We start from the raw sequence: 22,429 nt of genomic DNA on the forward strand, positions 1-22,429 counted from the left end.
ATTATAAAGGAAATAAAAAAATTGCCTTACAAAAAGAAAAAGTAGGAGGATCAAAAATGGATGAAATAAAAAATGAAAATAATGAACAGAATGGAGAAAGACAGGAAAATAAGGAAATAGAAATACCTGAGCAATTACCTGTTTTAGCAGTAAGGGATATAGTCATTTTCCCTTATATGATTATCCCACTTTTTGTTGGAAGAGATTTATCTGTTAAGGCAGTAGAACATGCTTTAAATACAAACAGGCTAATTCTTATGCTTACCCAGAAAGATTTTAATATTGAAAATCCTGAACCATCTGATCTCTACAACATAGGAACAGTCTGCATGATAATGCGAATGTTGAGACTTCCTGATGGAAGGCTTAAAATTCTTGTTCAGGGACTTACAAAGGCAAGGGCAATAGAGTTCTCACAACAAGAAGGCTTTTATATGGCTAAAATAGAAAAAATTGAGGATAAGCAGATAAAAGAAGTCACACTTGAGCAAGAAGCACTTGTAAGAACAGTGAAAGAGCAACTTGAAAAGGTTATAAATCTTGGAAAAAACATTCCACCCGATGCAATGGTAATAATTGAAAATATTGATGAACCCGGACGGTTGGCAGACCTCATTGCATCCAATTTAGGTTTAAAAAGCTCGGAAGCTCAGCAACTACTTGAATACACAGAACCGATAGAAAAACTGAAAAAAGTCAGTGATATTCTTAATCGTGAAATACAGCTTCTTGCATTACAACAAAAAATCAAAAACGAAGCAAGAAGCGAAATTGATAAAACACAAAGAGAGTATTTTTTAAGAGAACAACTCAAAGCTATTCAAAAGGAACTTGGAGATATAGATGAAAAAGCAGAGGAGATTAATGAATTCAGGAAAAAAATAGAAGACGCTAAAATGCCAGAAAAAGTTAAGCAGGAGGCTGAAAAGCAATTAAAAAGGCTTGAAAGGATGCATCCAGAAGCAGCTGAAGCAGCTGTTGTAAGAACTTATCTTGAATGGCTCACAGAACTGCCTTGGTCTCGCTCAACAAAGGATAGGCTTGATATAAAGGCTGCAAAAGAAATTCTTGATAAGGATCACTACGACCTTGAAAAAATTAAAGAAAGAATACTTGAATATTTGAGTGTCAGAAAACTCAAAAAAAGAATGAAAGGACCTATACTTTGCTTCATCGGACCTCCTGGAGTTGGAAAAACATCTTTAGGTCGTTCAATTGCAAAGGCTCTTGGAAGAGAATTTGTCAGGATTTCACTTGGAGGTGTAAGGGATGAAGCAGAAATAAGAGGGCACAGGAGAACATATGTTGGTGCATTGCCGGGAAGAATAATTCAGGGAATAAGGCAGGCAGGAACAAATAACCCGGTATTTATGCTTGATGAGATAGATAAACTTGGAATGGATTTCAGAGGTGACCCAGCAAGTGCTCTTTTGGAGGTTCTTGATCCTGAGCAAAATAACAGCTTTGTAGACCACTATCTTGGTGTCCCTTTTGATTTAAGCAATGTAATGTTTGTTTGCACTGGAAATATAGCAGACACTATCCCTTCAGCTCTTAAAGACAGAATGGAGATTATCTACCTTTCTGGATACACAGAAGAGGAGAAACTTCAGATTGCAAAGAGATATCTAATACCAAAACAGCTTGATGAACACGGACTAACAACAAATCAGCTCAAAATAAGCGACAGTGCCGTAAGATACATAATCACCCATTATACAAGAGAGGCTGGAGTCAGAAATCTTGAAAGAGAAATTGCCAATCTGTGTAGAAAGGTGGCTAAATATATTGTTGAAGGAAAAAAGAAAAAATTCTATATTACACCCAAAAATGTTTCCAAACTCTTAGGTGCTCCGAAATATCTGCCTGAGGAGGAGTTGAAAAAGGATGAAGTCGGAGTTGCAACAGGCTTGGCATGGACTGAGGCAGGTGGGGATGTAATATATATTGAAGCTACTTTAATGAAAGGGAAGGGGCAGCTGATTCTTACAGGTCAGCTTGGAGACGTTATGAAGGAATCTGCTCAAGCTGCTTTAAGCTATGTAAAATCAAAATCAAAGGAATTAAAAATAGATGAAAAACTTTTTAGCACTATGGACCTTCATATCCATGTGCCTGCAGGCGCAATTCCTAAAGACGGACCGTCTGCAGGAATTACAATGGCGTCTGCAATAGCATCAGTTTTTACAGGAAAGCCATTAAGAAAAGATGTTGCTATGACAGGTGAGATTACTTTAAGAGGCAGGGTGCTGCCAATAGGAGGATTAAAGGAAAAGGTTCTTGCAGCTAAAAGAATGGGTATCAAAACTGTTATTCTGCCAAAGAGAAACGAAAAAGACCTTGAAGATTTGCCAAAGTATGTTAAAGAGGGTATGAGATTTATACTTGTTGAGTCTATGGACGAAGTACTCAAACATGTATTTACAAAAGCAAAATCAAAAAGCACGAAAAGGCAAAATTGAGAGGATTTTTATACAAAATATTTGTTGACATATTGGTTGAAATATTGGTTGGAATGTCGTTGCGAGTCTGCTTAAGGGAGATGTAGCAAATTCTGTGGTTGCGAGTTTAGGGGTGTAATCTACCCTTATGTCATTGTGAGCAGTCCGAAGGACTGCGAAACAACTTCAAAAAGACGAGATTGCTTCGTCGCTGGCGCTCCTCGCAATGACAACAAAGGTGGTCATTGCGAGCCTCATTTAAGGTGAGGCGTGGCAATCTCCTTAATGCAAAAAGAGAGAATAGATTGCTTCGCTTCTCGCAATGACACTCCTTATGTCATCACGAGGCTTGCGAAGCAAGCCGAAGTGATCTCTTTTTTAGGGAATGAAAAGGCGAGATTGCTTTGCTTCGCTCGCAATGACAGGGAGGGAGAATACTTCGCAATGACAAGAGGGGGATTAGGAGTCTCAATGTTGGACATCTTATTCCGTCATTGCGAGCCTCACCGAAGGTGGGGCGTGGCAATCTCCTTAATGGAAAAAGTATGCAGCAAGCCGAAGTCGTGGCGATTATTCGCGATGACATTTAGGAATAGCAATATTAGGAAAAAAAGCAAAAAGCAGGAGCGAAATGAAAAAAAATGAATTAGATATTATCAAAGACCTAAGGAATAGATTTCAGCTTCCTGAAAAATTAGGCATTGGAATTGGAGATGATACCGCTGTTTTATCTTTAAAAAAACAAGCTCTTCTTACAACTGACTTGATGATTGAGGGAGTTCATTTTGACCTTAGTTATACATCTTTTTATCATCTTGGCTTTAAAATAGTCTCAGTAAATGTGAGCGATATTTACGCAATGGGAGGCAAATTTTTGGGATTTCTTTTCTCAGTGGGAGTGCCAGAGAAAATATCAGAATCAGATTTTAATGAACTCTTTGAGGGCATTGATAAGGCTTTAAGATATTATGATGGATTTTTGCTTGGTGGTGACCTCTCAAAAAGCGAAAAAGTAGTGCTATCAGGTTTTGCAGTTGGAGAAACAGACATACCCATACTAAGAAAAGGAGCAGAAGAGGGTGATACAATTTATATAACAGCTCCAACTGGTCTTTCCTCTGCAGGACTTCATTTTCTCATGAATCTTTCTGATGAAGAAAAAAGCGAAGTAAGAAGTATAAAAAATTTCAGCGACTTTGAAAAATATTCAAATATATTTGGAGAAAGTTTTTCTGAATTACTTGAAAGACATCTTATGCCTCGAGCAAGAAATTCTGATAAATTTAAAAGAATTGCTAAGGCTATGATAGACATCAGCGATGGTTTGTTGATTGATTTATTCAGGTTGTGCGAGGAAAGCGAAGTTGGTGCTGAGATTGATTTACAAAAAATTCCTATTCACCCAGCAGTTCAAAAAATAGCTGATTATCTCAATGTGAAAGCTTTACAGTTTGTGCTTTCAGGTGGTGAGGACTACGAACTTATAGTAATATCTGATAAAGATGCCTCGGAGTTTGGACTTATTCCTATTGGAAGAATAATAAATGAAAGGGGAATTTACCTTATTGACCCTGCACATGGTAGAATTCCCGCAAAGCCTGAAGGTTGGCAACATTTCAAATCATGAAAAAATTCACCATTATCACACTCGGATGTCCTAAAAACACAGTGGATTCAAGGCATTTAATTGAAACGTTAAAGAAAGAAGGTTTTTCTTATGTTGAAGAATACAAAAAGGCTGACTTTGTTTTAATAAACACATGTTGTTTTATTGGTGATGCAAAGGAAGAGTCAATAGATGAAATATTAACCGCTGTGAAATTTAAACATGATAGAAAGTTGATTGTATTTGGATGCCTTGCTCAAAGATATGCTGAAGAATTAAAAAGGGAAATTCCAGAAATAGACGCAATTTTTGGAGTCAATGAGGAAGAAAAAATTGTAGATTATATGAAGGATTTTTCAGATAATAATGCTCTATCCTTTAAAAGTTCTCCATATACCGTTGAACCTCCAAGCTATAGATACCTGAAAATAGCAGAGGGATGCAACAGAAGATGTACTTTCTGTATCATTCCATCAATAAGAGGTCCTTTTAGAAGCATTAAGCCTGAAAAAATTATCAAAGAAGCAGAGGAATTTATTACATCTGGAATAAAAGAGCTTATCCTAATTGCGCAGGACATAACACAGTACGGAAAAGATTTAAAAGGGTACTCACTTAAGGAGTTGCTTAAAGATTTATGCAGCATAACAGGTGATTTCTGGATTAGGCTTCTTTATCTTTACCCCACAGAAATTGATGAAAGTCTTTTAGAGATTATAGCTACCGAAGAAAAAATTGTAAAATATCTTGATATTCCAATGCAGCATTCTGAGGACAGAATTCTCAGGCTTATGGGAAGAAAGGGAAGCAAAAAAGAATATTTAAGAAAAATCAAAGAGATAAGAAGGGAAATTCCAAGTATTACTTTAAGAAGCACTTTTATAGTTGGATTTCCTACTGAGACAGAAGATGAGTTTCACAGACTTGTTGATTTTATTGAGGAAGTTCAGTTTGATCGTTTGGGAGTGTTTAAATACTCAAAGGAAGAAGGAACAAAAGCCTACAGTATGAAAAGTCAAATTCCTGAGCATGTAAAAGATAGAAGATATGAGGAAATCATGGAAAGACAAGCTATAATTTCACTTGAAAAAAACAGAGCTCTTGTTGGCAATAAATATGATGCTTTGGTAGATTATCTTGATGGCGATATTGCCATTGCAAGACTTTACTGTCATGCTCCAGAAATAGACGGAGTAGTGATATTGGATGATATAAAAGGAATAAAGGCTGGAGAAAGGGTGAAAGTTTTAATATCAGAAGCTTATGAATATGATGTTAAAGGAGTTATTGTTAAGTGAAAAAGTATTTAGTTCCCTTAATCTTATTTGTTGCAACTATATTTACAACACTCTTTGCTGGAACGCTTCAGCAGGGAATTAATATATTCAGAGAGCCGAACAGAATTTTTGAAGGATATCCTTTTTCAGTAAGTATAATGACAATTCTTCTTGGACACGAGATGGGACACTATTTTGCATCTAAAGCTCACAGAACTAAGGCAACTTTACCTTATTTTATTCCAGCTCCATCAATTATTGGGACCTTTGGTGCTTTCATTAAAATGAAGTCGCCAATATTCACAAGAAAAGCATTGATTGACATTGGAGCAGCAGGTCCTCTTGTAGGCTCTGTTTTATCTTTAATAGCTTGTATTGTAGGACTTAATATGTCACAGATAGTTCCTGTTAGCACAGAAGATGATATGTTTATTCTTGGTGATTCAATATTGTTTTCAATTCTTGTAAAAATTATTATTGGCAATGTTCCCGAAGGACATGATGTTCTTCTTCATTCAATAGCTTTTGCTGGATGGATAGGACTATTTGTAACATCAATGAATCTTATACCTGTTGGGCAACTTGACGGAGGGCATATTGCATATGCTTTGTTTGGAAGATTGCATGCTTATATTTCAAGGGCATTTTTGATTGCAATTGCTATTTTAGGAGCTTTTTACTGGTATGGCTGGCTTGTATGGTCTTTGCTTCTTCTTCTTTTAGGCGTAGATCATCCGCCAATTATGATATGGGAAGAAAGACTGTCAAAGAGTAGACAAATTATCGGAATGCTCTCTTTCATTGTTTTTATTCTAACTTTTATTCCAGCACCTTTTAAGTTTTAATCATTCCCATTGTTATGTACTTGAGAGCTATATCATGGCAATCCTTCAATCCATCACTTATAGACATGACTTTTCCTTGCTTTTTGCAGTTTTTGCGTACCATTGCGATGAATTTCATTTTTTGCTCATTTCAAGAGGTCGCAAAGCCTTCTGTTTGCAGTAGGCTTTAAGGTTGGTTCGGTAGTCCTTCGGTCTGCCTCGTAATGATGCGGCGTGAGAATACTTCGCAATGACTCGTAGTACGATAATTACGCAGGCTTTTCTCCTGTAATGACGAGACTGTCGACTGACAAGCGTGGCAATCTCATGAAAAAGACGAGATTGCCTCGCTTCGATCGCAATGACTGAAAAGGAAAATCATTGCGAGGGTTCCTCCTTCTTAGTCATCGTATGTTAGATATATGGACATTGCGAGAGATTTTATTTCTGAGGCTATACTTTCTTTTTACGAGATTGCTTCGCCTGCCTGTCGGCAGGCTCGCGATGACCCCTTCCTTTGTCATCGTATGATAAATATATGGACACTAAACAGGGATAAGTTAAAATAAAAGGAAGAAAGAAGGTGGGCAAGGACGATTTGTCATAGGTCTTAAAGACCGTTCGCAATGTTGTCCCCCACCTTCTCCCTTCCCTTAAGCCTGAACGGAACATTAGGCTCAGACAGCCTGAATGAGTTCCCACGATGATAGGATAAGGGAAGAAAAACAAAAAAATCAAATGGAGGAAGAGAAATGACAAAAGAGAAGTTCATAGTTGGAGTAGATGTGGCAAAGGATACCATAGCAGTAACAATTAGGGAAAGAGGTAAAGGTAAAAGAGCTTCTTTCAATCTAAAGAATCATGCAGAGCAGTTGCATAAGGCTTTGAAAAAGGAGCTACCTGACTGCTGAAAAGAGGATATACTGGTTGTTATGGAACATACAGGGGTTTATCATTTAAAATTAGCCCATGCCTTATATGAGCAAGGGTATAAGGTAGCAATTTTGAATCCGCTGCAGACAAAGAAACTTGCGGATGCAAAGTTTAATAGAGCGAAGACAGACAAAATAGACTCTGCAGTGATAGCTGAGTGTGTGGAGATTTGCGAAGAGATAAGATTATTTAAACCAATGGATGAACCCCAGCGGAAGATTAAGATACTATTAACTTGCCTTGCGAAGATTCAGAAACATCTTAATTGTTTAAAGAATCAAAGAGAAGCATTAAGATATGAACCGATAATGGTAGATACAGTAATAGAAAATTTTAACGAGCTCATAAAAAATGCAGAGGAAACAATACAGAAGATGGAGAAGGAATTGGAAGAATTGGCGGTAGGCCAGTTATGAGAAACAGATAAAGTTAGCGGATAGTGTGCCTGGAGTTGGCAAGAGGACAGCATGCATAGCAGTATCAATGCTTGGATGTTTTGAAAATTTTGACAGAGTAAAGGCAGTAGGCAGTTATATAGGGATAAGCCCGAGAGTATATGAATCGGGCAAGAGTGTAAAGAAAAAGGGGAGGATACAGAAGAAGGGGAGTGCATATATAAGGAAGATATTGTATATGGCAGCGATGTCAGCGATGAGATATAATAAGGCATGCAAAGCATTGTATTAGAGGATGATACAAAGGGGCAAGAGCAAGATACAGGCATTGATAGCAGTAGCCCATAAACTAATAAGGCAGGTATATGGAGTTTTAAAAAGTGGGATACCATACAATGAAGAAATTGCAATGAATGGAAAAAAATACTTGACAAATTAACACGGAACATTGCGAGAGATTGCCACGCCTTCGGCTCGCAACAGTCTCCACATCCGAAGCAATCTCAATAAAAAAGCAAGGTTGAATCGCTTGCAATGATGCTTAAAAATCGGACAAGTTAGGTTCTTATTAATTGCAAAGTATATCCATTAGTCAAGTGATACTTGACTTTTGCTCATTTTTTATAAAAAATAAAAAGAAAAAACGGGGGTTTAAAAATGAAAAGATTGGTTCTCTTTTTAATCTTCTTTTTTAACATACTTTTTTGTTACACTGCCTCAGCTTCTGATATTTTAGAAAATATTCATTGGCTGGGGCATGATACCTTTAAATTTGTCGGCGAAAAAGTGATTATTACTGATCCTTTTAAACTGAAAAAGAATGACTATGCAGACATAATTCTAATTTCTCATCCCCATTTTGACCATTGCTCTCCAGAGGATGTAAAAAAATTGCAATCACAAGACACTATTATAGTTACCACACCTGATTGTGCTTCTAAGCTGACTGGTAATATACGGATTGTCAAACCCGGAGACAAAATAAAGGTAAAAGGAGTAGATATAGAAGTTGTTCCTGCCTACAATGTGGTAAAGGAAAGATTAAAATTCCATCCAAAAGCAAATGAATGGGTTGGCTTTGTTTTCACTATAAAGGGTAACAGAATATACTTTCCCGGTGATACAGATTTTATCCCAGAGATGAAAGATATCAAAGCTGATATAGCTCTTTTACCTGTTTCAGGAACATATGTTATGGATGTTAAAAATGCAGTGGAAGCAGCTCTTGCAATCAACCCAAAACTGGCAATACCAATGCACTATGGAAAAATTGTTGGAACTGAAAAAGATGCTCATCTTTTTAAAGAACTCTTAAAAGGCAAGGTCAGGGTAGAAATTTTAAAGGAAGAATAAATTTTTCCTAATTTGTGTGATTTTCAGATGTTATTGAGTGAATTTATTCCATCGGTGGGCAGACATCTACCATTTAGTCATTGCAAGGAGCAAAGTCCCGCATAAATCTCACATTCTTTTTGCAATAAAGAGATTGTAACTCTTCACCTTCGGGAAGTCTTACCGAAAAATAGAGATAGACAATCGTCACTGCGAGCCCCCTGTTGCGAGCGATAGCGTGGCAATTCACCATACCGTCACTGCGAGTCCCTCGATGGGGCGAAGCAGTCTCTCTCCTCCTCGTCATTGCGACTCCGAGCGAAGCGAGGAGGAAGCAATCTTGCCATTTTCCCTTCAAAGAGATTGCTTCGCATCCTTCAGATGCTCGCAATGACAGCAAAAAATACTTAATTTTCAAATGGTTATACCAATTATTGGATTTCTATCGCTATTTTTGGATCTTAAGTTCGCATTGACAAATGTCTATATCCGTTCTCGGTATCCATATCTTTATGGATTAAATATTCTTAATTTTGGACATGTTTTGCAGACAGAGGGAGGATTTGATGAGCAGTGAGTTTTTCTGAATTTTTTGTATTCCCTTTGTCTCCAAATAGCTGGAAGTGTTTTGTTGTTTATATCGCCAAAATAAATATTTTCATTTCTTTCTGCAGGAATACCGGTAAATACACAAGGAGAGACATATCCGAGCGAGTTTATAAATAGCGTATATAAGGGTTTTTCTGTGCACATTGCTCGTCTATGGGATGGATGAGGAATATTAAAAGATAAGGATAAATTATATTTATTTGATTTTTCAATAATCTCTAAGGCTTTTTCATTTAAATTTTTAAATTCTTCCTCAGTCTGAGGAAGTATCGCTTCTGCCTTGAGAGATTCATTAGGAATAAAGTCAAGGAAGCTTACAACAACTGTACTTATACCTTTAGAGTGAAAGGTATCTGGAATTTCATCAAGTTCAGAAAAATTAGATTTAAGACACATGTATGCAATATTGATTATTGGGTTTGATGAAGAATTTTTAATTTTTAATTCATTGATTTGTTCAATCACTTTAAGAACCTTTTCTATCTTAGTGCCTTCTCTCATTTTATCATTGGTTTTATTTTCTGTAAGTGAGAATGCAATTACATCCATCTGCAAATCTATTATTCTTTCTACATCGCTATCTTTAATCAACATCCCATTTGTAGTTGTTCCAACTTTACATCCTAATTTTTTGGCAATCTCTACAAATTTGAAAAATTCAGGATTGCAGAATGGTTCTCCCCATCCTTGAAGATAGAGTAAATCAACTTTTTCTATATATGGAACTATCTTTTGGAATTCGTAGATAGAAAAATTTCTACCTTTCCATTTTTTTCTGTATGTTGTGTGGGGACAGTAGAAACATGACGCATTACACAAGCCAGACACTTCAAGTTGAATCCATGAAAGCCGAGGCATTAGAAATTTTTCTAAAAGCTTCATTTGAGATATTATAGAATTATGAAAGAGTTTTTTCAATCACTTTATTTGCATGTTCCATTTTGTGTGCAAAAATGTAAATACTGCAGTTTTTACTCTATCCAGTGGAATCATCATTTGGAAAAGCTCTATATTAAGGCAATTTTAAAGGAGATGGAGCTAACAGCAAAAATTCCACATGAACTTAAAACCATTTACATAGGCGGTGGAACGCCTTCGTGCTTGAGCTCTGAGGGATTAAGCAAGCTTATTAATGGGTTAAAGTTGAATTACAAGGTATGTCATAATGCTGAGTTTTCAATGGAGCTTAATCCGGGAACAATAGACAATACAAAACTTTCAGTTATTAAAGATTTAGGTGTAAATAGGATAAGCATAGGAGTCCAGTCATTTAGAGATAATGAGCTTAGAACACTGGGAAGAATTCATAATTCAAAAGAAGCACTTGATGCTGTAAATTTTGCCTTGAACAAGGAATTTTTGAATGTTTCCATTGATCTGATTTATGGTATTCCTTTTCAAAGAGTTGAAGATTGGATAGAAAATTTGAAAATCGCTTTAAGCTTTGAAATTAAACATATTTCAATATATGAGTTGACCATTGAAGAGAAAACGAAGCTGTATGAGGAAATCATGCAGGGTAAACTAAAAATGCCAGATGAGAATGAGATTGTTGAAATGTATATCTCTGCCACAGAATTTCTTGAGGCAAATGGATTAAAAAAATACGAGATATCAAACTTTGCAAAGAAAGGATTTGAATGTCAGCATAATTTGAGCTACTGGAATAGAAAATCCTATCTCGGAATCGGTCCTTCAGCCCATTCATTTATAGCTGATAAAAGATTTCACAATCCCGCAGATTTGTTTAGCTATTCAAAAGCTTTGCTGGATAATCAATTAGCTTGGATAGATGATTATGTAGTAAATAGAGCAGAAACTTTAAAGGAAAGAGTATTTCTCGGGTTACGTAAAAGACAAGGCATTATTGTTAAGAGAAAATGTTTGTTAAAAATTTTTAAAGATTTCCAAAATGAGCAACTGGTCAAAATAATCGGGAATAATGTTAGACTTACAGACAAAGGAATGTTAATTTCTAACGAGATTTTTGAGCGGGTATTATTACATATTGAAAACTGTCCTGTCTGTAAACAAGGATAAGTAAATCCCTGTTTGTAGATTGTGCAACGGTTTCATTGAAATCTTTGGTATTGTTAATAGGTTTTTTATTTATTTCAACAATAATATCGCCTTCCTTGAGAATTCCAAGAGCTGGGCTAAGCTCTTCAATCTTGCTTACCAAGACGCCTTTGATGGATTTTGGTATATTTTTTCTCAGAGAATCAGGAATTTCCGCTATATTAACGCCTTTTATTCCCTGTATAGCTTGATTTTTTGTTGAAGACAAGCTTTCTGGTGGTTCTTCAAGTATTACATTAACAATTTTTTGACTTCCGTCTCTTATTATCTTCAACATTAAAGTTTCACCAGCAAATTTAGTAGACAAAAGATTTTGCAAATCTTTTAAATCTTTAATTTTATGACCATTGGCTTCTGTAATCACATCACCTCTTTGCAGTCCAGCTTTATCAGATGGTCCGCCTTCATAGATGTTTGTTATAACAACGCCTTCTGACACATTAAAAATTTTGCTGAGTTCTTCGTTAATTGTTTGAGCTTGAAGTCCCATCCAGCCGGGTTTTCTGTAAATCATTTTATTTATTTCAGGATAAACAGAACTAATAACTAAAGCCTCAGAGAAAGGTTCATTCTTAACAATGATTCCAACAGGCGATAAATCAAAGGAAAGAAGCAATGACCCCAAAGGATAATGTCCATCTATTTCAATTTTATTATCCCTTTGAGTTCCCTTAATGAGTATAATTATGGGCTGTTCAAAAATCGTTAAAAGAAAATAAACTTCTTCAAATTTATCTGTAGCTTTGAAATTAACAGGAGTTTGCTCAGTGGGAAGTTTCACAACAGCTATATTAAGCTTTGAATCTAATGCGATTATGGATAGGTTTTTTTGCTCATCAAGAGCTGAAGCTGGAATTAAGGCAATATTTTTATCAATGGCAACTGCGACTGCTTTTGGAAAGGATACGATTGAATTGAAATATTTTTGTTGAATAAGGTCAATTTTGTCTTTTAATAATTTTGAAACGTCTTCTTGAGCGTTTGATGAATGCGCAAAAAGCAATATAAAAACAGATACAAAGAAAAAAATTAAATTTTTGGTATGACTTTTATTTCTAAGCATCTTTTAGTATTATCTCCAATTTTAAATCTGTCGTCAAGTCTGTATCCTGCAATAAAGACAATTTTACCTTCACTTTCAATAATTGGAACTATATCTCTTTCATCTCTTGGAATTTTCTCGTCCACAAAGAAATCCTGAAGTTTTTTTCTCTTACCAAAACCGAAAGGATAAAAATAATCACCTGGTCTTCTGCATCTAACAATTAAGGGAAATTTTATTTTATCAGCATCAATGTATGCAATTTTTTTTCCATCACCAAAATTAAGGGCTTGTAAATCTTGATTTAATTGATTTAGTTCAAATTCTTTGATGCTTAAACTAAGCGATGCTTCTTCAAGAAATATTTCCTGAGGCTGATCAATTGTATAAGTAGAAAGTTTTTTAGGTGGTTCAGAAGTTATAATAAGCGTGGAGTAACCCTTTATTGCTCTGATTCCTTTCGGCAGATAAATTCTGTCACCGGGCTTCCCTTTTTTGATAAGAGTTATAATCTGTTCAATATGTTCAAAATCAATGCCCTTTAAATTTTTAACGCTATCAATTGCAACCCTTAATGCTCTTCGTAAGATGACCACATTTAAAACTTCCATTGGATTAACAAAAAGTTCAACCTTATAGTCAGTTTTTCTACTCATCAGTCTCATTAGAGCCTTTGTCACTGCTACATTTATGTAATCATTTTCTTCCCTAAGGATATCAGCGGTTCTTGAAATAATTTTTGTTGCATGCGGCTGAATGGACTTTATTATAGGCATTAAAGTGTGCCTTATTTTGTTTCTTAGGTATTTAAGAGATTCATTTGAAGGGTCAATGATATATGGGATGTTTTTTTCTTTTAGAAAATTCTCTATCTCGGCTCTTTCAACTTCAATGAGAGGCCGAATAATTTTTTTTCTAACAGGAGGAATTCCAGACAGTCCTGCTGGACCTGCGCCTCTTAAAAGCCTCATGATTACAGTTTCTGCCTGATCATCTGCATTGTGGGCAACAGCAATTTTATGGGCTTTAATGTTTAAACTTATCTGGTCAAGGGCTCCGTATCTTAAAATTCTGGCAGCTTCCTGAATATTAATTTTTTCCTGTCTTGCAAAATCTTTAACTGGAATTGATTGAGTATAAAATGGAATATCTAATTCCTCGCACATTTTTTTACAAAATTCTATTTCCTTTGGAACATCTTCAGGTCTCAATCCGTGATCAATATATGCAGCTGAGATTTTTAGTTTATATTGTTGCTTAAATAATTTAAGGATGTTTAAAAGACAAACTGAATCAGGACCACCTGACAGACCTACAAGAACATGATCATTGAGGGAGAGCATATTGAACTTTTCAACAGTATTTTTTACTTTATCAACAATGTTCATGAAGTTAATTTTAACAGATTTTAAAGAATAAATTAAAAGGGATTGACATTTTATCTATTTTTAATTTATATTAATTATAAATAAAATCATTTAGGAGGTGTTGCATGGAAACAAGAATGCCATTAATTGGCGAAAAAATTGAGGACAGAAAAGTAAAAACCACTCATGGAGTTATTAACTTCCCAGTTGATTACAAAGGAAAATGGGTTGTTCTTTTTAGCCATCCAGCAGATTTTACACCGGTATGCACAACTGAATTCGTTGCATTTCAGAAAAGAATGGACGAGTTCAAAGCCCTTAATTGTGAGCTTATTGGTCTTTCTATTGACCAAGTATTCTCCCATATCAAATGGGTGGAATGGATTAAGGAAAAACTTGGCGTAGAGATTACTTTTCCAATCATCGCAGATGACATGGGAGAAGTTGCAAAGTCTTTTGGCATGATAAGTCCAGCTAAAGGAACAAACACAATAAGAGCGGTGTTTGTAATTGATCCCAATGGAATTTTAAGACTTATTCTTTACTATCCTCAGGAAATTGGAAGAAATATTGATGAAATTGTAAGGGCAGTGAAGGCACTTCAAACATCAGATGCAAATAAAGTTGCAATTCCTGCAGGTTGGCCCAACAATGAACTCATTGGAGACAAGGTTATAATTCCACCTGCATCAGATGTGAAGACAGCTCAGGAAAGACCAAAACAGTATGAATGCTTTGATTGGTGGTTCTGCTACAAAAAGCTTTAATATCAAAGGCAATAGAAAACAACTTCTCAGGCGCCCAATCGGGCGCTTTTTTTATCTAAACCCAACTTTATCAATTTTCAGCCTTTAAAAATATCAAAAGCTTTATAATTCAATAAGTTATATCTTTTTTCATTCAATTTTGTAGTCTAATCTAATTTCATTATTTTTGCCTATTTATTCCCTTAAATATTGACTTTTTGTCTAATTTTTGTATGCTAAATAAAAAAGGAGGTAACTATGTTCGTAAAAGAATCTTGGTCAACAAAAAAAGGTAAAAAATACAAAACCTACGAAATATCTAAAGCTTACAGAGACAAAAAAACTAAAAAGGTTAGGCATGAAAAAATTGCCAATATCACTCACTTAGGTGAGCCTCTTATTTCCAAAATAAGGCAACTGCTTAAGTCACCTGAGAAAAAGGTTGTAGTGGACAAAGACAAGTTTTTTGAGGATGCAACTTCAGTAGGGCATATACTGTTACTGTTAGGATTTATGATGAAGATAGGGTTTCTGGGATGGTTAAGGCATTTTCCAAAGAAGGTAAGAGATTTGCTTTTGGCAGTAGTGCTTAACAGGATAATAGAGCCAAGGAGTAAGTATGCATCAGTGGGATGGATACGAAGAAGTGGTTTTATGGAACTGTTTGATTTAAGGGAAGAGGATATGCATGCAAATGAGATATACAGGGCAATGGACAAGTTGTATGAGAAGATGGATAATGTGTTAGATGATTTTTATAAGACGGGAGCACAAGGGACAAAGTTGTTGCTTTATGATATTACCTCAGTATACTTTGAGGGTCAAGGACCTCTGGGGCTTGCAAGATATGGATACTCAAGGGATGGGAAGCCCGATAAAAAGCAAGTATTGTTGTGTTTATGTTTGAACGAGAATAAATTTCCAGTGCATTTTGATGTTATAGAGACAGTTGTCAAGAATTTTGTGTCTCATGCGCAAATCTCATCTGAAACATTTGTTGAAGTTCATACAATACCCCACGAGATACAGCCATCGGTTTGCTCCATCTGCCTTTTCTTATTTTATCTACTATCACATATATAGCCACTGATGCAGTTTTCTCAGATTGAAAATACCCTCCAGAGTTTACCCTTAAGACTTCCAGCCTGCTATTTATATTCTCTACCGCGTTCGTTGTATATATGTGCTTTCTTATCTCTTCTGGATATTTCTTGTAACAAAAATAATTCTCCTTCTTGCTATTTAGCATCTTTATATAGGCAGGATATTTCTTTTCAAATCTCTTTAGCACATCTTCAAATTCCCTGACAGTATCCTCATAATCGCCTATGTGTTTTATTCTGTTAATCTCTTCACTAAACTGCCTTGCATCAGCCTTTGACATATTTTTGTAAATATTTCTTTGCATATGAACAAGGCAAAGTTGATGGTCAGTTTGAGGAAATAAGGTTTTTACAGCCTCACTAAACCCTGGAAAATCATCACAGACAATTATCATTACTCTCCTCAATCCCCTGCTAATCAGATTGTTAAATATCTTGAGCCAATCTCCTTTGTCTTCTGAGCAAATAAAAACATAATACCCATACAAATCTTTCTTCATCTGCATATCTATCCCTAAAACCGTATAGATGACTGCTTTACGAATTCTTCTGCTTTCATCCTTCATCTCTGTATGATATGCATCACAAAATAGGGCAAAACAATCAGAAGGCAGTTCTTGGCTTACTAATTCTTTTGCTTTACTGTATAACTCCTCTTTTAACTCCTCTATTTGCTCAGGAGAATATGGAAGATTCATGCTTTTCTGGAAGACTTTTGATTTTTGATGGAGAATAACTCTGCAGAATCAGATTTAGGATGAAATCCTCAAAATCTTTGTCAAATCTTTTCCAATGAGGTGGTAGCACTGCGGAGCGAAATCTTCCCTGTCTGTCTCTTGGCACTGACAAATTTAAATTTCCAAACATACATCCGAGCTGTCTTTGATAAAACCCATTTGATTTGTTGTCAGAGTCTGCCTCTACAAAAAAATCTCTTTCTTTCTTCATCAATAAATTAAAAAGCATCTCAGCTAAAACTTTAATGCTTTCCTGAGGTGGCATCTCTGCAATTTCTTTAATAAAATTTTCAAGCCCAAACTGCCTTATCACTTCCCATTCCTCCTTTTTTAAGGTTATTCCATAAATTGTTTTTTTTTTGCTATTATTCTTTTTAGTTCCCATTTTCCTCTAATCCAAAAAATATCTGCACAATAGACACAATTTTATTATAACCTCCATACTTAAAAGGGGCAGGGAGGCATTGGAAAAAGTAAGGCAGATGGTAGAAAGAGGAAAGCTAAGAGACAGGGAGAAAATACTGAGGAGGGCGCAAAGGAAACTGACAAAAAGTGGAGCTGAGAATTATTATGATTTCAGATACGAAGAAGGCAGATTTCAGATAATAGCAAAGCAAGAAGCTATAAAGAAGGCATATGATATGTGTGGGAAGTATATTTTGCAGACGACATTAATGAAGGAAGAAGATGAAGAGATAGAGAGGCAGTATAAGGAATTACAGACAGTGGAGGATGCATTCAAGCAGTTAAAGGATTTTGTAGAGATAAGACCGATATATCATTATAAAGACAGGAGAGTAAGGACGCATATATTTTTATGTGTGGTAGCCCAGACAGTGTTAAACAGGCTAATGGATGAGTTGAAGGAGAAAGGATGGTTAAGGGAGAGCAAAGAAAACAGTCTGAAGAAGTGTTTGGACAAATTTTATGAGATAGGGATAGGAGGTTTTGAGATAGAGGGGGAGAAAATAAGGATTATGAGCAAAGCTAAGGAGGAACATAAAAAGATACTTAGAATATTGGGAGTAGGGGATAAGATTTTCAGAACTTACGAAAGTGCGAGAGAATTTTGTAGGCTAATCTAAAAATTATAACTCATTGATTTTAAAATTTTTTTATTCAAAAGTTGATGAAGTGGGGCTAAAGTGAGTTTTTTATATAAAAATTTTGTTGAGCTGACATTGGAAGCTTCTGCATGCTCGCAAGCTTGTCATATAGGACATAAAACCGAGATTGCTTCGTCGCTATTACTCATCGTAATTACGATGAGGTAGGTATTGCAAGCCTTACCGAAGGCGGAGTGTGTGAACTTTCTTTGTTGGACATTAAAATGCAAGATTGCTTAGGTTGCAAAATATATAATGAGTCGAAGCATGGCGACCTCTCTCAATGACCAGAAAAGTAAAAACCTCTTTGAAATGATTTGATAATAAGTCTCCCCCTTTTAATTTTATGGCTGTCCCAAAACACTGAAACAACCTTATAGAATTCAGATTGCAGTGATGCATTGTTATCTATCTTAAGTTTTATAGATGCTTTAAACAGGCTTTTTTTGTTATCATAATTATTATTTCTCTTTGGAGGCATGAGATGAATATTACTTCTTTGGTTCAAAAAAACAATACAAAGATAATTTTTCTTCTTCTTGACGGAGTTGGAGGATTGCCGATAAATGGAAAAACTGAGCTTGAAGCAGCCAATAAGCCAAATCTTGATGCACTGGCGAGGGTTTCTGCTTGTGGACTTCATGTTCCTGTTAGCTATGGAATAACTCCAGGAAGTGGACCTGGACATTTTGGAGTTTTTGGATATGATCCATTGAAATACGAGATTGGAAGAGGTGTACTTGAAGCTCTGGGTTTGGGAATAGAGCTTAAGAAGACAGATGTTGCGATAAGATGCAATTATGCAACAATCAGAGATGGAGTTATTGTTGACAGAAGGGCTGGAAGAATACCAACTGAAAAGAATGTTGAACTTACAGGCTTACTTGCATCGCAGATAAAAGAAATTGAAGGTGTTGAAATTATTCTGAAACCGGGAAAGGAACACAGATTTTGCCTTGTAATGAGATTTTCCCATGAAATAAAAGAGAGTGAAGCAATGGTAAAGGACACTGATCCTCAGAAAGAAGGCAAAGCACCCCTTGAACCTGTGCCATTTGATAAACAAGCTGAAAAAGTTGCTGAAATTGCTAAGAAGTTCATAGACCTTGCTTCTCAAATATTAAAAAACGAAGAAAGGGCAAATTTTGTCCTTCTTAGGGGTTTTTCATCCTTGCCTGATATTCCATCCTTTGAGCAGAAATATGGATTAAAGGCTTGCTCAATTGCAGTTTATCCAATGTACAGAGGTATTACAAAGCTTTTAGGAATGGAAACAATTCCAGTTGAAGGAGACATTAAAGAAGAGATTGAGGTATTAAAAAATGTTTATAAGGACTATGATTTCATATTTGTTCACATAAAGAAGACTGACTCATACGGTGAAGATGGTAATTTTGAGGCTAAGGCGAAAAAAATAGAGGAGTTTGATAAATATCTTCCTGAATTTCTATCATTAAATCCAGATGTTTTAGTCATTACAGGAGACCATTCTACTCCATCTTTGCTTAAGAGTCATAGCTGGCATCCTGTTCCATTGCTTATTAAATCACCCTATGTTTTAGGAGGTACGGTTCAAAGCTTTACTGAAAGGGAGTGCCTAAAAGGTGAACTTGGAATTATCCCCGCAGTGGCAATAATGCCGCTTTTGCTTGCAAACTCATTAAGACTCAAAAAGTATGGTGCATAGTATGATAGACACTCACTGCCATCTTGAAATGTTTGAAAATGATATCTCAGATGTAATAAGGCGAGCATACGATGCAGGAGTGAATACTATCATCACAATTGCCTCTGATGTTGAAAGTCTTGAAAAGGTAGTTGAAATTGCTGACACCTATCCAATGGTTTATGCCTCTGTAGGAATTCACCCTCATGATGCAAAGGATTTTGATGGAAAGATAATAAAAAAAATATATGAGCTTAGTAGACACCCAAAAGTAGTTGCTATTGGAGAGATCGGACTTGATTATCATTATGACCACTCTCCAAGAGATATTCAAAAGAAGGCTTTTATAGAACAACTTGAGATTGCCAAAGAAGTTGGAGTTCCTGTAATAATACATTCTCGCGAAGCATTTGAGGATACAATGAAAATTATAAAGAACTCAGGAGTCCGCAAAGGTGTCATGCACTGCTTCAGCGGAAATGTTGAACAGGCAAAAGAGGTTATAAATTTTGGATTTATGATTTCAGTCTCAGGAGTAGTCACATTTAAAAATGGTAAAAAAATTAAGGAAGTTGCTAACTTTGTGCCTGATGATTATTTACTAATAGAGACCGATGCTCCATATCTTGCACCAGAGCCTTTCAGGGGCAAAAGAAATGAACCTGCCTATTTGGTCTATACTGCCAAAGCACTCGCGGAAATAAGAGGAGTCACAGTTGAAGACATTGAAAGAATAACTAAAGTGAATGCTTACAGGCTTTTTGGTATTGGAGATATTCCAAAAGGTGAGATTGCATATAAAATCAGAGACTCCCTTTATCTCAACGTAACAAACAGATGCACGAATGTTTGTAAATTTTGCGTAAGATTTCATACTGACTATGTAAAAGGTCATAACCTTAGGCTTGAGAAAGAGCCTTCTGCCGAGGAAGTTATTCAGGCAATTGGCGAGCCTAAGGCATACAAGGAGATAGTATTTTGTGGTTACGGTGAGCCATTTTTGAGACTTGATTTAATAAAGGAAGTTGGAAAATGGATTAAGGAAAAAGGTGGTAAAATAAGAATAAATACCAATGGACATGGAAATTTGATACATGGAAGAAACATTTTGCCTGAGATTGAAGGTCTGGTTGATTCAATATCAATAAGTCTGAATGCACAGGATGAGGAAACTTATAATAAAATATGTAATCCGCATTTTCCAAATGCCTATCAGGCAGTTATTGATTTTATAAAAGAGGCTAAAAAATATATTCCTGATGTTCAGGTGACAGTGGTTGATATGAAAGAAGTTGATGTTAAGAAATGCGAAGAGATTGCTAATTCTATTGGAGTAAGATTTAAAGTCAGACATCTTGATAAAGTGGGGTAGGGCATGATAGAGACCATTAAAAGAGATTTTTTACAGGGACTTAAAAATTTTAAATTCTGGGCAGAGATTATTTCAGAAAGAGTAAAGATTGAGCTTAATGTCCTCAAGATTATCGCAGAACTAAACAAACTTAATGAAAAAAGGGATGAATTGCTAAAAAAAATTGGTAAGGAAGTGTATGATTCCTTTGGAAAAGATATAAATTTAAGCGAAGATGAAAAAATTTCATTTCTAATGAGAGAAATCAGGGAACTTGAGGCTCAAATAGAAGTTCAAAAGAAAAGACTTTCTGAATTGGAAGAGATGAGTAGATGGAGATTCTAATTTTTTTTGTTTTAGGCCTTGTAGTTGGCTCATTCCTCAATGTTTGTATTTATAGAATTCCACGAGGAGTATCAATAATTTTACCAAAATCATTTTGTCCAGCTTGTGATAATGCGATAAAGCCTTATCATAACATACCTTTGGTAAGTTACATTCTTCTTAAAGGAAAATGTTCATATTGTGGAGAGAAGATTTCTTTTAGATATCCAGTGGTTGAATTTCTCACTGGTGTTTTATATGTATTGTCTTTTCTTAAATTCGGGCTGTCTGTTGAGATATTTTTTGTATTAATTTTTATCTCTGCTTTGATAGTTATAAGCTTTATAGACCTTGATTTTCAAATAATACCAGATATTATTTCCATTCCACTAATAATATTGGGTATAATTTGCTCCTTTCTTCCTTTTGAACATTCAGCCCTTTCATTCGGGATAAAGGAATCTTTGATTGGCATTCTTGTCGGAGGTGGAAGCTTATTTATAGTCGCAGTTTTAAGCAGGGGAGGAATGGGAGGAGGAGATATAAAACTAAATGCTGCAGTTGGAGCTTTTCTTGGATGGAAGTTTGCATTACTTACGGTTTTTATTGGAAGTCTTTTTGGTTCAATTGTTGGAATTGTAATGATGAAAAAAACTGGGAACAGAAAAATTCCTTTTGGTCCTTTCCTTTCGCTTGGTGCGATAATAAGTTTATTTATTGGAGAGACAATTTTAAAATGGTATTTGGGGTGAAAAGTGTTTGATAGCAATTCCGCATTTGTTTGGTATGGGAAGGAAAAATTCTTAAAGCCTGTGAAAAGATTGCCCAAAGTTCAGATGGATGAACTTTTAGGAATTGAAAGACAAAAGGAGCTGGTCATTAAAAATACAAAGCGATTTATTGAAGGCAAAAAAGTGAATAATGTCTTGCTTTGGGGAGAGAGGGGCACTGGAAAGACAAGCCTTGTGAAGGCATTGATAAATTATTTTAATGACTCGCCTTTCAGACTTATTCAGGTTTTAAAGAGAGATATAGCTACAATTCCTTTTCTTTATGACATTGTTTATGAGCAAGATAGTTTAAGATTTGTTCTCTTCATTGATGACTTGTCGTTTAAAGAAAATGAGGAGGAATTTATAAATTTAAAAATCGTAATGGATGGAGGAATTGAGGAAATACCTGAAAATTCAGTTATATATGTAACTTCTAATAGAAGAAATCTTTTGCCTTCTTATTCCTCAGATGATGAACTTTTTCCAGAGGATGCTTTTCAGGAGAGAGTCTCTCTTCTTGAGAGATTTGGCTTGAAAATAGGTTTTTATAGATTTTCAGAACAGCAGTATTTAGAAATTGTAAAACAATATGCAAAAAGACAAAGTATTAATATTCCTGCGCCTGAACTTTTAAAAAAAGCCCACGAATGGTCAATTAATCATGGCACATCAGGAAGGTCTGCCTATTATTTTATTTTGAGCCTAATGGTTTGATAAA

At 35.5% G+C, this 22,429-nt stretch carries 22 protein-coding genes and 1 pseudogene; 18 read left to right on the top strand and 5 right to left on the bottom strand.

Annotation, left to right across the window (positions count from 1 at the left end; translation table 11 throughout):
- Positions 1-56: 56 nt before the first annotated feature.
- The 9 genes from lon to ACYQ3P_RS10850 all read left to right on the top strand — a co-directional run bounded on the left by lon (position 57) and on the right by ACYQ3P_RS10850 (position 8,829).
- Positions 57-2,462, top strand: coding sequence for an endopeptidase La (gene lon, locus ACYQ3P_RS10810; protein WP_460177880.1), 2,406 nt, complete (start codon positions 57-59; stop codon positions 2,460-2,462).
- 610 nt (positions 2,463-3,072) lie between these two features.
- Positions 3,073-4,068 (top strand): thiamine-phosphate kinase, encoded by a 996-nt coding sequence (thiL, locus tag ACYQ3P_RS10815; protein WP_460177881.1) that lies wholly within the window; start codon positions 3,073-3,075, stop codon positions 4,066-4,068.
- Positions 4,047-5,345, top strand: a complete 1,299-nt coding sequence (rimO, locus tag ACYQ3P_RS10820) for a 30S ribosomal protein S12 methylthiotransferase RimO (protein ID WP_460177882.1) — start codon at positions 4,047-4,049, stop codon at positions 5,343-5,345. Before thiL ends, rimO begins: the two co-directional genes overlap by 22 nt.
- Positions 5,342-6,169, top strand: a complete 828-nt coding sequence (locus ACYQ3P_RS10825; RefSeq protein WP_460177883.1) for a site-2 protease family protein — start codon at positions 5,342-5,344, stop codon at positions 6,167-6,169. The genes rimO and ACYQ3P_RS10825 overlap by 4 nt, the downstream gene beginning before the upstream one ends.
- 731 nt (positions 6,170-6,900) lie before the next feature.
- Positions 6,901-7,059, top strand: a complete 159-nt coding sequence (locus ACYQ3P_RS10830; protein ID WP_460177884.1) for a hypothetical protein — start codon at positions 6,901-6,903, stop codon at positions 7,057-7,059.
- A 12-nt stretch (positions 7,060-7,071) separates the two neighbouring features.
- Positions 7,072-7,497 carry an IS110 family transposase gene (locus tag ACYQ3P_RS10835; RefSeq protein WP_460178035.1) on the top strand — a complete coding sequence of 142 codons (426 nt, stop codon included), beginning with the start codon at positions 7,072-7,074 and terminating at the stop codon, positions 7,495-7,497.
- Between the two features lie 25 nt (positions 7,498-7,522).
- A complete protein-coding gene (locus ACYQ3P_RS10840; RefSeq protein ID WP_460176823.1) occupies positions 7,523-7,768 on the top strand; it encodes a transposase in 246 nt (81 codons plus the stop codon).
- A 3-nt stretch (positions 7,769-7,771) separates the two neighbouring features.
- The gene (locus ACYQ3P_RS10845) at positions 7,772-7,915 is read left to right on the top strand and encodes a hypothetical protein (RefSeq protein WP_460177885.1); all 144 of its coding nucleotides are present in this window, start codon (positions 7,772-7,774) and stop codon (positions 7,913-7,915) included.
- A gap of 218 nt (positions 7,916-8,133) precedes the next feature.
- On the top strand, positions 8,134-8,829 hold the full coding sequence (locus tag ACYQ3P_RS10850) for an MBL fold metallo-hydrolase (protein ID WP_460177886.1): 696 nt from the start codon (positions 8,134-8,136) through the stop codon (positions 8,827-8,829).
- Positions 8,830-9,318: 489 nt separating this feature from the next.
- Here ACYQ3P_RS10850 and ACYQ3P_RS10855 read toward each other — a convergent pair whose 3' ends face one another.
- On the bottom strand, positions 9,319-10,299 hold the full coding sequence (locus tag ACYQ3P_RS10855; protein WP_460177887.1) for a radical SAM/SPASM domain-containing protein: 981 nt from the start codon (positions 10,297-10,299) through the stop codon (positions 9,319-9,321).
- An 18-nt stretch (positions 10,300-10,317) separates the two neighbouring features.
- On the opposite strand from ACYQ3P_RS10855, the gene hemW reads away from it, so the two are divergent.
- The gene (hemW, locus tag ACYQ3P_RS10860) at positions 10,318-11,457 is read left to right on the top strand and encodes a radical SAM family heme chaperone HemW (protein ID WP_460177888.1); all 1,140 of its coding nucleotides are present in this window, start codon (positions 10,318-10,320) and stop codon (positions 11,455-11,457) included.
- On the opposite strand, the gene ACYQ3P_RS10865 is transcribed toward hemW, so the two are convergent.
- Positions 11,393-12,559: a PDZ domain-containing protein gene (locus ACYQ3P_RS10865; RefSeq protein ID WP_460177889.1), complete on the bottom strand. Its 1,167-nt coding sequence runs from the start codon at positions 12,557-12,559 to the stop codon at positions 11,393-11,395. The two genes, hemW and ACYQ3P_RS10865, sit on opposite strands and share 65 nt — an antisense overlap.
- On the bottom strand, positions 12,526-13,926 hold the full coding sequence (tilS, locus tag ACYQ3P_RS10870; RefSeq protein WP_460177890.1) for a tRNA lysidine(34) synthetase TilS: 1,401 nt from the start codon (positions 13,924-13,926) through the stop codon (positions 12,526-12,528). The genes ACYQ3P_RS10865 and tilS overlap by 34 nt, the downstream gene beginning before the upstream one ends.
- Positions 13,927-14,030: 104 nt before the next feature.
- On the opposite strand from tilS, the gene ACYQ3P_RS10875 reads away from it, so the two are divergent.
- Positions 14,031-14,672 (top strand): peroxiredoxin, encoded by a 642-nt coding sequence (locus ACYQ3P_RS10875; RefSeq protein ID WP_460177891.1) that lies wholly within the window; start codon positions 14,031-14,033, stop codon positions 14,670-14,672.
- Positions 14,673-14,909: 237 nt separating this feature from the next.
- Entirely contained in the window at positions 14,910-15,734 is an 825-nt protein-coding gene (locus ACYQ3P_RS10880; protein ID WP_460177892.1) for an IS1634 family transposase, read from the top strand.
- A gap of 40 nt (positions 15,735-15,774) precedes the next feature.
- Here the strand turns inward: ACYQ3P_RS10880 and ACYQ3P_RS10885 are convergent.
- A pseudogene (locus ACYQ3P_RS10885) lies at positions 15,775-16,452 on the bottom strand (IS256 family transposase); the annotation flags it as partial.
- A complete protein-coding gene (locus ACYQ3P_RS10890; RefSeq protein ID WP_460176030.1) occupies positions 16,430-16,876 on the bottom strand; it encodes a transposase in 447 nt (148 codons plus the stop codon). The pseudogene ACYQ3P_RS10885 and the gene ACYQ3P_RS10890, both read right to left, overlap by 23 nt.
- 79 nt (positions 16,877-16,955) lie before the next feature.
- Here ACYQ3P_RS10890 and ACYQ3P_RS10895 point away from each other — a divergent pair, with 79 nt between their 5' ends.
- The 6 genes from ACYQ3P_RS10895 (at position 16,956) to ACYQ3P_RS10920 (ending at position 22,425) form a co-directional block, all read left to right on the top strand.
- Complete coding sequence (locus ACYQ3P_RS10895; RefSeq protein WP_460177893.1) at positions 16,956-17,576, top strand: IS1634 family transposase; 621 nt, start codon at positions 16,956-16,958, stop codon at positions 17,574-17,576.
- Positions 17,577-18,081: 505 nt separating this feature from the next.
- A complete protein-coding gene (locus ACYQ3P_RS10900) occupies positions 18,082-19,284 on the top strand; it encodes a 2,3-bisphosphoglycerate-independent phosphoglycerate mutase (RefSeq protein WP_460177894.1) in 1,203 nt (400 codons plus the stop codon).
- 1 nt (position 19,285) lies between these two features.
- The gene (locus ACYQ3P_RS10905; protein ID WP_460177895.1) at positions 19,286-20,635 is read left to right on the top strand and encodes a TatD family hydrolase; all 1,350 of its coding nucleotides are present in this window, start codon (positions 19,286-19,288) and stop codon (positions 20,633-20,635) included.
- A gap of 3 nt (positions 20,636-20,638) precedes the next feature.
- Complete coding sequence (locus ACYQ3P_RS10910; RefSeq protein ID WP_460177896.1) at positions 20,639-20,959, top strand: hypothetical protein; 321 nt, start codon at positions 20,639-20,641, stop codon at positions 20,957-20,959.
- Complete coding sequence (locus ACYQ3P_RS10915) at positions 20,947-21,690, top strand: prepilin peptidase (protein ID WP_460177897.1); 744 nt, start codon at positions 20,947-20,949, stop codon at positions 21,688-21,690. Before ACYQ3P_RS10910 ends, ACYQ3P_RS10915 begins: the two co-directional genes overlap by 13 nt.
- A 3-nt stretch (positions 21,691-21,693) precedes the next feature.
- Positions 21,694-22,425: an ATP-binding protein gene (locus ACYQ3P_RS10920; protein ID WP_460177898.1), complete on the top strand. Its 732-nt coding sequence runs from the start codon at positions 21,694-21,696 to the stop codon at positions 22,423-22,425.
- Positions 22,426-22,429 lie beyond the last annotated feature (4 nt).

It is taken from the genome of Thermodesulfovibrio hydrogeniphilus (assembly GCF_054657355.1).